We start from the raw sequence: 12,522 nt of genomic DNA on the forward strand, positions 1-12,522 counted from the left end.
TATGCAGGTTTTTCAACTGAGCTTTTTAAGGCAAAGCCAGCTTGCCCATCACCGTCGGGCGCTCCGCGCCTGTGGCCGAGGGCAGGTTGTTCGGCACGCCATGAATCCAGTCGTTGCCCAACAGGGCGAACAGGATGGCTTCCTTGGCGTCGCCGGATATGCCGACCTCATCGGAGGTGAGGACGGTCTGGTCCGGGAGCAGCTGCTGCAGCATGCTCATCAATGTGCGGTTGCGCGCGCCGCCGCCGCTGACGATGACTTCCGCAATGTCACACTGCGGGAAGACGAAGTCGCGGTAAGCACGAGCGATGGCATGCGCGGTGAAGGCCGTCGCGGTAGCGACGATATCTTCAGCGGCCAACCCTCGCTGTTTGGCGGATGCGAGCCACGCCTCCGTGTACGCCTTGCCGAACAGCTCGCGGCCGGTCGTCTTCGGAGGAAGCTGCGCGAAATACGGATGCGCCAGCGTCTCCTCCAGCAGCTCGGCATGAACTTGGCCGCGAGCCGCCCATGCGCCGTCTGCATCATAGGTCAGCGCGCCAGCCGACAGTTCATAGACGACTTGGTCCATGACCATGTTGCCCGGCCCCGTATCGAAGGCGATAAGATCGCTTCCGTCGGCCCTGGCGGCGGCCGATCTCCGGGCAGGAATCGCCGTGCAGTTGCCGATGCCGCCGATGTTCTGCAGGATGCGCCCTTTGACGGCATCGCTGAACAGGATGAGGTCGCCGTAAGGCACGAGCGGCGCGCCCTGACCGCCAACCGCCATATCGGCGGTGCGGAAATCGCCGACGACCGGGCGGCCGGTCCGTTTGGCAATAACGGACAGATCGCCGATCTGCAGCGTCGACTTCGGCAGGAACGGGTCGGCCTCATCCGCCACCGGAATGTGCCAAACGGTCTGGCCATGGGAGGAGATAAGATCGATCTCCTCCATAGCCATCCCCGCAGCCGCAGCTGTGCGCATAACCGCGTCGGCAAAACGCTCGGCGATGGCGAAGTTCATGCCGCACAGCAGCGCGACATCGGAGTGATCGACAGAGCACAGGCGCTTCAGCTTCTCGCGCAATTCCGCATCGAAGGGGAAGCTCTCAAAATGAAGCAGCTTCACTTGTGCCTCGAACCCGCAGCCGTCGATCCGGACAATCGCAACGTCGATGCCGTCCAAGGAAGTGCCTGACATAAGCCCCGCTACGGTGAGCGAGGTCCGGTTCAGGAGGGTACGGAGCATCACAGTCCGCCCTCCCATCTCCAGCCTGCCGGGTAACCGGAACCCAAACTAACCGGCAGACGTCCCTTCATCTCGAGCTCGCCGAGCAAGCCTTTCGCCGTGCTTTGCAGCGCCAGCGGACGGCTTTCGTACGCCGCAATGAATGTAGATACCTCAGAAAGCTCAAGTAAATCATAGGGCACGCGCAGCCCAACGACGACCAGCGGCTTACCCAGCGCTTGCAGGGCGCGCACCAACTCGACCTGTGCGGCGTGGAACCTGGCGTTGTACGTCCCGACAACGATCTGCTCGACTCCTTCAGCCGCAGCTAGCACAGCGTCAAGGCTCGCGCCGACCTCGGCCAGCGGCAGCACGCGGTCGATCACGTCGAGGCCGCGCGCCGCCAAAGCCGCGCCGAGGCTCGCCGGTCCGGCGTACGCTTCGTCCACGCCGGAGGAAACCGCTGCGGCCACAGTGACCGCCAGCGTCCGAACCCGCTTCAGCGGCAGCAGCCCCCGCTCGTCCTTGACGAGCGTAATGCTGGCTTCGCTGAGACGCTGTGCGACCGCGCAGTGGTCCGCGGTCCCGACTTCGCCCGCCTGCGGCTCCAGCAAGCCGCGGCGCGCCTTCAGCGCGAGCAATCGCTCGACCGAAGCGTCGATACGCGCTTCGCTGATGCGCCCCTCGCGCACAGCCTGCTCGATCGCCGCAATCGCGCCGATCTGGCGGTCCAGACGATGGCTGATCAACACGAGATCAGCCCCTGCTTCGATCGCCATGACGCTGGCGGCGACCGTGCCGTAATGCTCGGCGATGGCGTTCATCTCCATGCAGTCGGTCATGACGACGCCTTCGTAGCCCAGCTCCTCGCGCAGCAGTCCGGTTAACACGGATCTGGACAGTGTCGCCGGCAGCTTCTCGGCCTCGAACGCCGGGAAATAAATATGCGATGACATAATGGCATCGACGCCGTTCTCGATCGCCCGCACGAAAGGAACCAGCTCCAACGAACGAATCCGCTCCTGATCATGCACAATCGTCGGCAGATCCAAGTGGGAGTCCACGCTCGTATCGCCATGTCCCGGGAAATGTTTGGCCGTTGCAACGACGTTCGCATCCTGGAAGCCCTGCACCGCGCGGCGCCCGAACTCCGCGACCAGCTCTGCCGACTCGCCGAAGGACCGTACGCCGATCACCGGATTATCCGGATTGTTGTTCACGTCAAGCACGGGTGCGAAGTTCAAGTTGATGCCTAACGAACGAAGCTCTTTCCCCGAAATCAATGCAGCCTCATAGGCCGCGTTGGGGTCCGCACTTGCACTTGTATTTGCTCCTTCGTTGGAGCCCGTTGCACTTGTATTTACGTTGGATTCTGTATTTACTGTCCCCTCAGCCGCTCCAAGCGCACCAGCCGCAAGAGCCATCTGACCCGGCATAAGTGCCACGCCTTCCGTAATCCGCGCGACCATGCCGCCCTCTTGGTCGATCGATACCCATAACGGCACAACTCCCGCTTGTCCGGCGATCGCTTGCAGCTCTGCGGATAGCTCCGCGACCTGCACCGTATTCATCACATTCCGGGCGAAATAAATCACACCGCCAATATGGTGCTCGGCAATAAGCTCTTTTAATTGATCCGTGACCTGTGTACCCTCAAAACCGCAGAGGAGCATCTGCCCGATCTTCTCTCTCAGCGTCATCGTCTTCATGTCTTTCATCATCGATGTCTCTCCCTCACTAGAACTTCATAAATGCTGCCGTTCAATCCCTTGATGCCGCCAATCTAAGCCTGGTCCGCCTTCAATCGGTTCAATGCCATGAGGACCGCTCCGCTGGCCGCGTCTTTAATGGGCTTCATGCAGGTCAGCTGCGGATAACGCTCCTTCAGCTTCTCCACGAACGAACGCCTGATCTCGTCATTGTTGAGCAGCACGCTGCCCGCCATGGCAAGAGCTCCTTGCTGCATCGACAGCTTCTCCACCACGGGAACGGCAGTTTCCACCAGCGAGGCGGCTTGTTTCTCCGCAATCGCGAATGCCGCTTCGTCCCCTAGCGCACAAGCTTGAGACAGAATCGGCGCCAAGGCGGCTATGTCCTTTTTGTTCGTTTCTTTGCTATATACGAAGCCGACGATCTGCTGCACGGTGGTCAGCTGCAGCTGCTCATAGACCATCCCCGAGATCACAGTCTCCGGGATTCTCCCGTCATGCGCCTTCACCAACGAGGCGAGCAGATCCCGGCCGATACTGTAGCCGCTGCCTTCGTCGTCGATGAGGTGACCGTAACCGCCGGAGCGGTGAATGCGTCCGTCCTTGCCTTTGCCATAACAAATCGATCCTGTGCCAGCAATCATAATGATACCGTACTCGCTGTCATGCGCCCCGCATAGTGCCGTCTCCTGGTCACCGGTTATGAACAGCTTCCCGGAATAACCGCTCTCCCTGCAATTTGCTTCCAAACGAGCGGAGACGGCCGGATTGCTGACGCCAGCCGCGCCGATGACGATTTGTGCGCAGTGCTCAAGTCCGCCGCAGGCACCTGCGATCCCCGCGAAAATATCCAGAAAGCTGCGCCGGATGCTGTCGGCATCCTGCCCGTTATAATTAATGGCGCCGGACGTGAAGCTGTGGACTTCAACACCGGATTCGTCGGCCACTCTCACTGCGGTTTTGGTTCCGCCGCCATCTAACCCCGCTACGTATGTTTTCATAGGTGCCCCATCTCTTTTCTTGGCATAGAAATATTCCTCATATATCGTCCGATCTATTTGTACAGATGGTACTGCTCTTTCATTTGCGCGAACGTTCGGCTTTCTTCACGGAACTGCTCCAGTAAGGCCGCAACGTCTACGTTCTCTTGCCGGTATGCGTTATCCCCGCAAAGCAGATCCATGAAAGGTCTCGAGCCTTCCCGGAATGGCGGCAGGAACGCGAACTCTTCATAATTATTCCGGATTGTATACATCAGCTTGACGCCTGTTGCCAGGGGCTGTACCGCTTGCATATCCAGCACATGAATCTGCACGCCGCTGCACGATTCCCCTTGATGCTTGGAGAAACTTGGCTTGAAAAATACCGGACGGAATACAACCCCCGGAAGCTTCATGGCGTTCATTTCATCCGCCAGCTTCTGTCCGTCGATGAACGGAGCGCCGACCGCTTCGAAAGGGATGGTCGTCCCGCGGCCTTCCGACAGGTTCGTCCCTTCGAAAATGCACGTTCCCGGGTACAACAATGCCGAGATGAATCTCGGAAGTCCCAGTGAAGGCAGGATCCACTCTTTGCCCGTCTCCGGGAACAGCATGCTGCGCTCCCAGCCCTCGCAAGGGACGACATGCAGCTCGCAGTTCCAGTTCATCTGATCGTTCGCCATCATCGCCAACTCGCCGGCCGTCAGACCGTAGCGTACGGCGAGCGGATAGTTGCCCACGAAAGATTGGTATTCCGGCTTCAATATGTTACCTTCCACCTTCACGCCGCCAAGCGGGTTGATCCGGTCCAGCACTACAAAGGACTTGCCCGCTTTCGCGCAATCTTCCAAGGCGTATAGCATGGTATAAATAAATGTATAATATCGTGTACCTACGTCCTGAATATCATAGACGATCATATCGACCTCATCCAGCATCTCCGGGGTCAGGCGCTTGGAATCTTTGCGGTATAAGCTGTATACCGGCACTTGCGTAATGGGATCGAGGTAGGTATCGACCAGAGCGCCGGCTGCTAGATCTCCACGCACACCATGCTCCGGGGAAAATAATGCGGTCAGATTGAAATTGTCATGCAGAATCTGAATCGTGGATACGAAATCCTTATTCAGTCCGGTAGGCGCCGTAATCAGCCCCAGCCGCTTCCCTTGGAATAAATGTGCATATTGCCCGATGCGATCAATGCCGTTAAGAACCATAATGTTCGCCTCATTCCTTATTTTATGATAAGAAAACCTCTACCTAAGCCTTATCCAAGTAAGCGGCTGCGTGTAGAGGTCAGATGATTGCTATAATTCAGTTTTGAGCACCCGCATATTTTCTTCTGGAATCATGAACGTTTGTGCATATTCTTTTCTGGCTTCAAGGCCGCGAACCCGCATCAAGCTCTTGTAGTAATCCAAGTACTTGAACGACTTGCTGCCGGTTACGAACCAGTGCGTAGAAACGGCTTTCACCCACAGATCGAAGGCTTCCTGATCGTAATCGACATACACGTACGGACGGTAGTCGACGGCGTCTTCCCAATTCTCGGCATAGTACAGGCGCTGTGCGAAGTGAGCCGGAAGCTCGCGTTCGAACGTCGGCAAGGCGGCGAAAAAACGCGCATCATTGACGATGCGGTGCGTTGTCATATGATCCTTATGCATGCTGTTCTTCCAATGCGTAATAATGACGTTCGGACGCACTTGGCGAATGATATCGCATACACGGAAGCGCAGCTCCTGGCTATCCGGCAGCTCGCCGTCCGGAATATCGTCGAAGACGAACGCTTCTCCGCCGAGCATCTCAGCGAACGTCTTGGCTTCTCGCACCTTCTGCTCGCGGTACTCGTTCATATCTTGGCCGGCCGGAACGCCGCGTTCGCCTGCTGTCAGCGCAAGGGTGGCAATACGGTCCCCTTTCAGGAAGTGGCTGGCCAGAACGCCCCCCGCCGTTAATTCCGCGTCACCTACATGGCCGCCAATGGCCAGAATCGTTAACTTTTGCTCGCTCATACCTTACACAAACTCCCTTCTCATGACAGAAAATTGTTTGACGGTCTTAAAGCCGGCCCTCTCATAGATGCGGATCGCCGGATTCGTACTGCCCGTGTAGAGCGACATATATTCGGTTCCGATCGAACGAAAGGCTTCGCACAGCTTATAGAACAGGATGCTGCCCAGGCCATGCCCCTCATGCTCGGGAAGCACGCCGATTCCCGCAAAATAGCCGCGCCCGTTATCTTGGCGAATGACCGGTCCGGCAAATCCGATGACCTGATCTCTATATGCAGCAATGACGACTGGCACACCGCTTGCCGTGCATTGCCCGATTTCCTTTTGCCACAGAAGATTGTTGAAACCTTGAAGCATCTCGTGAACGCCGCTGTGCTTGCCGGAATCGAACAACTCCACGGTATAACCCTCGGCCTGCGCCTTGGCTTCCTTGGCTTTGCTCTCTTCGGGCATGATGAAGCCGTCCAGCTTCAAGTACATCGCGCATTCTTTGGCGCGTTCCACATACCCGGCTTTCAGCAGAAATGCATACAGCCCGCTTTCGACCGGCACGCCCGGCGCATTGTTATGCTCATGCTTCGGCGTACCTGGGATATACCACGGCAATAACATCGGATTAAAAAACAAAACATCGCCCTGCTTCTTGCCGAGCTGCTGGAAGCGGTGCTCCAAAGCGTCCAGCATGCCCTGGTAATGTTCGTCGTTCTTGCAATCTTCGGCCAGCACGATGCAGGTGATATACCCCGCCACTTCACCGAGCGGCAGATCGTCTCCCGTGCAGCCGCAGGCAAAGCCTTTGACCTCATGTTGTTGTAACAAGACAAAAGCGTTCTGCCGATCAAAGTACGGATTCGCCGTGAAGATGCTCCGAAAGCTTGCTGCGGTAAGCTCCTTGTATCCCTCTTTCACGGCTTCCTTGTTCCATAAATCAATAACAGCTTGCTCATATTGTTCATCCCATGACACGATCATCCTGTAACGATACCTCCCCCGCGAGCGGCTTGGATCAGCCTTTGACCGCTCCTACCGTAACGCCTTCCAAGAAGTACTTCTGCAAACTGAAGAACAGAATAAACATCGGCAATGCAGAGATGGTTGCTCCCGCCATCATCGGTGCGATGAACGTCGTATTGGCGAAGCGGAAGTTTTTCAGTCCCACCTGAATCGTCTGCATATCCATCGTATTGGTCACAAGCAGCGGCCAGAAGAACGTATTCCAGCTATCCATGAACGTGAGGATCGCCATAACGGCAAGCACGGTTTTGGACAGTGGCAGAATAATCCGCCAGTAGATCGTAAACTGGCTGCATCCTTCTATTTTGGCGCTCTCCATAATCTCGTTCGGGATGCTGCTCATGAACTGTTTGGCCAGGAAAATATTATATACGGTCACGATACCCGGCATAATTAACGCGCTGTACGTATTTTGCAATTCGAACACGTTAACGACCAGAATATACAAAGGAACTTGCGTAACTTGGTAAGGAATCATCATCGAGACGAGCAAGATAGCGAACAGCACGCCTCTGCCTTTGAAACGAAGCTTAGAAAATGCATACCCCGCCATACTGGCGAAAATGACGTTGGACACCATGACGGTGGTCGCCACGATGAGCGAGTTCAGAATCCAACGGTACGAATACTCGCTATAATCGAAGAAGTATTTGAAAGAAGCGAACGTGAACTTGCTCGGCCAGATGGAATAATCGACGGCTCCAGCCTCAACCGGATCGGCAAAAGACGAAATAATCATGAAGTAAATCGGAAAAATAGTCGCCAGAGCAAAAAGTAGAAGGGCGATAAAAATAATGGAGTTGCGAATGGTTTTAATCTTCGGGTTTCCTGTATGATTGCTGTACAAAGCCATTGGTTGTTATCCCCCTCTCTTAATACTCGACGTCTTTGCCGGCATATTTAAACTGAATCACGGAAATCAAAGCGATGATCACAGCCAGGATCAGCGATTGCGCCGCGGCTTTACCAAACTCGAAATAAGTGAACGCATTGTTGAAAATGAGCAAACCGACCATCGTCGTGGCATTGTTCGGTCCGCCGCCCGTCATCAGGTACGCATTCTGGAACACTTGGAAAGATCCGATAACGCCTGTCACCAGGAGGAACAGCGTAGCCGGTTTCAGCGCCGGAACAACGATGTGCCACAGCTTCTGGAAGAAGTTCGCCCCGTCCATTTCAGCCGCTTCGTAGTACGTATCGTCAATGCCCAGCAAGCCTGCCAAGTAGATGATAATGCTCGTACCGTGAGAGGAAAGCCATGACATAAGCACCAACGAGAACATCGCCGTTTTACTCGAGCCCAGCCAGTTCTGATTGCTGATGCCGAAGAAATGAATCAGTTGGTTCAGTATTCCGCCTTCCATCGGATCGAAAATCCAGAGCCAGACGACGGATAAAGCAACGCCGGAAGCAACGACCGGCAAATAATATACACCTTTGAAGAACCCTTGCGTCTTCTTCCTAAGCGGAAGGATCAAGACGGCGATTACCAAGGAAAGAAACAAGTTGACAGGGACGGTCAGTACCGTATAGACGACCGTGTTGCGCATAGCCTGCCAGAACAAACCGTCTTTAATCGTAGCGGTATAGTTGTCTAAGCCGACATAAGTGGAACCAAGAGGTTTGTATTCCTGGAGACTGATGATGAACGCGCTGACGACCGGATACGCGGTGAACATCGCGAAAGCAACCAAAGCGACGGCAATGAACGCATATCCCCAAGACCCTTCTCCTCTGATGCCTTTTCTCTTCATCGGTTTAGCGATATTCGTAGCCATTTGTGTCTAACCCCCTAACCCCGTTTCAAAAAAACCGGTTTTAAAATAGTTCGGATAGCCGCGCAACTTGCCTTCACGACTATCCGAAGTTTCAGCTTTTTATAAATTAATCTTTCACGATGCCGTCTGCGCCAAACGCGGCGATCGCAGCGGTTTTCACAGCTTCATACATTTGTTCAGGCGTAACTTCGCCTGCGATCAGACCTTGGAACTTCGGTACGATAACTTCCGTTTCCAATTTAATCGCTTTAGCGCCCAGTTCTGTCGGGATGTCCGAACGAGCCGGCGTTGCATTTTTCAGCATGAAATCAACAGCCGCTACGTTCTCAGGGCTTCTTTCGATTTTCATGCTCTCAGCCGCTTTTTTCGCGCTTTGCGTGATGTGTGCAGCGAACAGGTCGTTGTTCGTCGTTGCTGCATTTTTGCCGCTAGCCAGGAAGTATGCCGCTTTCACAACGTTCGCCTTGTGCTCAGCCGTAGGCTCTTTCTTACCGCGGAACGTCATGTAACCGTCAACGACCGTAGCGAAGGAAGGCTTAGCGCCTTGGAACGTTGGAGCAGGCAATACAACATAGTCAACCGGGATGGAATCTTTCACTGCGCTTGCGTCGTTCGCTTTCAGCTTGGCATTGTTCGTTTTCGCCGAATTCTCGAACACCGCAAGACCTTTACCTGTGATCATCGTTTGGCCGGTCAAGAACATGTTCCAACGTTTACCGGCATCAACAGAGCTTAGCTCTTTCGGCATGGAACCGTCGTCGATCAGTGCGCGAAGATCTTTCAGCAGCCCAAGGTAGTTTTTGCTAGTGTACGCATATTTCAAATCTTTATTAAAGGCATGCGGCATACCGGCATTCTTAGCCATAATACCCAAGTAGTCAACTGCGGCAACGCCTTTCACGGCGAATACGAAGCCATAACGCGTTTTGCCGTTTTCCGTTACTACGCCTTTTTTGACAGCTTGACGAAACTCATCGTAGGTCCAACCGTTCGTTTGTACTTTCTTCCAATCGATGCCGGCTTTCTCCAAGTATTCTTTGTTCCCGCCCAATGCGTGAACTTCCATGTATGCCGGGAAGCCGTAGAGGCCTTTGCCGTTCTTCATGTAATCCAGCGGCGCTTTGTCATAGTCGCCAACCATCTCAGGTGTGGCTACATCGGAGATGTCCATCAGCAAGCCTTGCTGAATGTACTTCGGAATGCCGTCCGAGCCGCCGAAAGCGATGTCAGGAGGGCTTCCCGCATTCACTTGCGTATCCAGCTTCTGCTTCATATCTTCCCAGCTGGCCGGTTCGATCTTCAGCGTCAGGTTCGGATACAGCGCAGTGAAATCTTTGGACATTTGCTCGAATTGCTTTTGATAGTTCGGAGATACCGGTGGCAGCAAAGCCGTAATGGTGTCTTTCGCTGTCGATGCGCCGGCTGTTGCCGCCGGAGCGGAAGCTGCTGGCGAAGTTGTTTCTTTCGTGCCGGAGTTACCGCCACCACAAGCTGTTAGAGCCATTGTTAAAGCTACGACCGATGCTAATACGGGCATTTTTCTTTTCATGAAAAACAGACCTCCTAATAATTTCAGTTATTTACACAACTTGAACAAAGGTACGTATGGCTTTCTTCAAACTGCCGTCGCATTGCTGCAGCGCCTGCTCAGCGGCTTCGGCGTTCATGCCTGTTTTGATCATCATAATTGCTAGTTTACAGTTCATGGAAGCAGCTTCCAAGTGGGAAATTGCCGTCGCTTCGTCCACGCCCGTTGCCGCCCGAATGATTCGGATGGAACGGTCGTATAATTTGATGTTACTAGCCTTCATATCCACCATCAAGTTATTATACGTTTTCCCCAGTTTCACCATCGTACACGTCGTCAGCATATTAAGAACCAGCTTCTGTGCTGTCCCCGCTTTCAATCGGGTGGATCCCATAATTACTTCCGGCCCTACGACAGGCGCAATACACACATCACAGACAGGTGCCAATTTCGAAGCCTTGTTATTCACAACGCCGATAGTCGCAGCACCGATCTCCTTGGCTCTCCTCAAAGCGGCAATGACGAATTGCGCGCTTCCGCTGGCGGTAATGCCAACGACCGCGTCCTTCTCCGTCACTCCACAACGTTCAATGAGTGCGACCCCCTCCTCTGCGTTATCCTCAAATCCTTCAACCGCAAATCTTAGGGCCACATCGCCACCGGCTATATGACCTTGCACCAGCATGGCATCTACTCCAAAAGTAGGAGGACATTCAGAAGCGTCGAGCACACCGAGTCTGCCAGAAGATCCGGCCCCTACGTAGAACATTCTGCCGCCGTTTTTCAGCACTTGATGCAAAATATCAACCGCTTTCGTAATCTGCGGAATTTCCGCCTCTACGGCAGCAGGTACCGTCGCATCCTGTTCGTTCATCAGACGTAACATTTGCTCTGTTGTACTTTCGTCTATCATCTGTGTTTTCTCATTAATCTCTTCCGTAGTCAACCCCGACAGATACTCATCCATAGTCCCATCCTCCTATCCCGTTTGTTTCTTTAAGCTTACTAAATTCATACTAGCGAAAAATTTCATCGTGGTCAATACTTTTTGAAATTTTATTTTATTTTACAAAAAACTTTTGAATTTTTATTTCTGATTACGACAAAAAAAGACAACGGTTATTCTCTTAGGATATCCGCTGTCTTTTTTATTATTTACGATGCTTGCTGCTCGCGATTATATCATGCGTTTTGGTCAAATATTTCTTCACTTTCTTATACTCCGCGCTGGCTACTCCGGCAAATAATATATCCACGACCGTCAGCATGGCAATGCGCGATCCCATGGCGCCGCTCCGGATGGTCACCTCCGGCGTGGAGATGCTAAGGACGATATCCGCCTTCTCCGCGAGCTCACTTTTGTTATATTTGGTAATGGCAATGACGCAAGCCCCGTTCTTCTTCACGATGTCCAGCGCATCCAGAATTTCCATCGTGTTGCCGGAGTTCGAAATAAAGATCGCCACGTCGGACTTGTCCATCAGCGTCGCGGCCGTGAGCTGGCTGTGGCCGTCCGTGTACGTGTGGCACATTTTGTTAATCCGCGAAAACTTCTGCTCCGCATCGATGCCGACCAATCCGGAGGCGCCGATTCCGAAGAAAACGAGCCGGTTGCTCTCGCGGAGCACCTTGACGGCACGGGCGATTTCATTCTTATCAATCACACTGAGTGTATCTTCAATCGATTTGCTATTATTGCGGGAAATGTTGGAGATAATGATCGACAGATCGTCTCCGGGTTGAATATCCGTATACTGATCCTTCTGCTCCTCGTCCATGGATCCGATTGATGCGGAAATGCTGACGATGAAGTTGCGGTAGCCCTTGTAGCCCATCGTTTTGCAGAAGCGCAGCACGGAGGCGTCACTTGTTTTGGTCAATTGAGCAAGACTCTTAATCGATAAATGAGGGATCTCTTCCAAATTCTCTAAGATATACTCCGCTACCAATTTCTCTACGGGTGTCAAACTATCCTTCATATCCCGAATTTTGATCAAAATATTATCGTTAATTGACATCGCTCTTCCCTACCCGCTCTATATTCTCTCAGCTAAAATTACTATCATCATACGAAGATTTATTTGAAAATACAAGATGATTCTCTTCCATCCTACCGTATTCGTATCATCAATTCAAGGAGTTTTATTTCAAAATTTATGAATTTGGATGAAATTTATTTCCAATCGGGATGCCCCTCAGCGACTCAAGAGGTTAAACCTCTCAGTTGGCGGTAACCGGAAAATCTCCCGTTAATATGTTTGTAATCGCGGCTTTCCTGGCGGGTAACT

11 protein-coding genes are annotated in these 12,522 nt (G+C 53.2%); all 11 read right to left on the reverse strand.

Translation table 11 applies throughout. From position 1 onward, the window contains the following. Window positions 1-25: 25 nt before the first annotated feature. The 11 genes from J2X61_RS13730 to J2X61_RS13780 all read right to left on the reverse strand — a co-directional run bounded on the left by J2X61_RS13730 (window position 26) and on the right by J2X61_RS13780 (window position 12,252). The gene (locus tag J2X61_RS13730) at window positions 26-1,231 is read right to left on the reverse strand and encodes an anhydro-N-acetylmuramic acid kinase (protein WP_310188675.1); all 1,206 of its coding nucleotides are present in this window, start codon (window positions 1,229-1,231) and stop codon (window positions 26-28) included. Next, window positions 1,231-2,931 carry a glycoside hydrolase family 3 protein gene (locus tag J2X61_RS13735; protein ID WP_310188365.1) on the reverse strand — a complete coding sequence of 567 codons (1,701 nt, stop codon included), beginning with the start codon at window positions 2,929-2,931 and terminating at the stop codon, window positions 1,231-1,233. Before J2X61_RS13735 ends, J2X61_RS13730 begins: the two co-directional genes overlap by 1 nt. Window positions 2,932-2,993: 62 nt before the next feature. Beyond that, complete coding sequence (locus J2X61_RS13740; protein WP_310188366.1) at window positions 2,994-3,920, reverse strand: N-acetylglucosamine kinase; 927 nt, start codon at window positions 3,918-3,920, stop codon at window positions 2,994-2,996. Window positions 3,921-3,973: 53 nt separating this feature from the next. Continuing rightward, entirely contained in the window at window positions 3,974-5,116 is a 1,143-nt protein-coding gene (locus J2X61_RS13745) for an exo-beta-N-acetylmuramidase NamZ family protein (RefSeq protein WP_274467147.1), read from the reverse strand. A 90-nt stretch (window positions 5,117-5,206) separates the two neighbouring features. Then, complete coding sequence (locus J2X61_RS13750) at window positions 5,207-5,914, reverse strand: PIG-L deacetylase family protein (protein ID WP_274467148.1); 708 nt, start codon at window positions 5,912-5,914, stop codon at window positions 5,207-5,209. 3 nt (window positions 5,915-5,917) lie between these two features. After that, the gene (locus J2X61_RS13755) at window positions 5,918-6,886 is read right to left on the reverse strand and encodes a GNAT family N-acetyltransferase (protein ID WP_310188368.1); all 969 of its coding nucleotides are present in this window, start codon (window positions 6,884-6,886) and stop codon (window positions 5,918-5,920) included. Between the two features lie 34 nt (window positions 6,887-6,920). Further along, window positions 6,921-7,781, reverse strand: coding sequence for a carbohydrate ABC transporter permease (locus J2X61_RS13760; RefSeq protein ID WP_274467150.1), 861 nt, complete (start codon window positions 7,779-7,781; stop codon window positions 6,921-6,923). A 19-nt stretch (window positions 7,782-7,800) separates the two neighbouring features. Then, complete coding sequence (locus J2X61_RS13765) at window positions 7,801-8,706, reverse strand: carbohydrate ABC transporter permease (RefSeq protein WP_274467151.1); 906 nt, start codon at window positions 8,704-8,706, stop codon at window positions 7,801-7,803. A gap of 106 nt (window positions 8,707-8,812) precedes the next feature. Further along, the gene (locus J2X61_RS13770) at window positions 8,813-10,255 is read right to left on the reverse strand and encodes an ABC transporter substrate-binding protein (RefSeq protein ID WP_274467152.1); all 1,443 of its coding nucleotides are present in this window, start codon (window positions 10,253-10,255) and stop codon (window positions 8,813-8,815) included. 31 nt (window positions 10,256-10,286) lie between these two features. Continuing rightward, window positions 10,287-11,201, reverse strand: coding sequence for an N-acetylmuramic acid 6-phosphate etherase (gene murQ, locus J2X61_RS13775; RefSeq protein ID WP_274467153.1), 915 nt, complete (start codon window positions 11,199-11,201; stop codon window positions 10,287-10,289). 184 nt (window positions 11,202-11,385) lie between these two features. Continuing rightward, a complete protein-coding gene (locus tag J2X61_RS13780) occupies window positions 11,386-12,252 on the reverse strand; it encodes a MurR/RpiR family transcriptional regulator (RefSeq protein ID WP_274467154.1) in 867 nt (288 codons plus the stop codon). Window positions 12,253-12,522 lie beyond the last annotated feature (270 nt).

Origin of the sequence: Bacillus sp. 3255 (genome assembly GCF_031456485.1) — a bacterium.
Taxonomy (GTDB): Bacteria; Bacillota; Bacilli; order Paenibacillales; family NBRC-103111; genus Paenibacillus_E.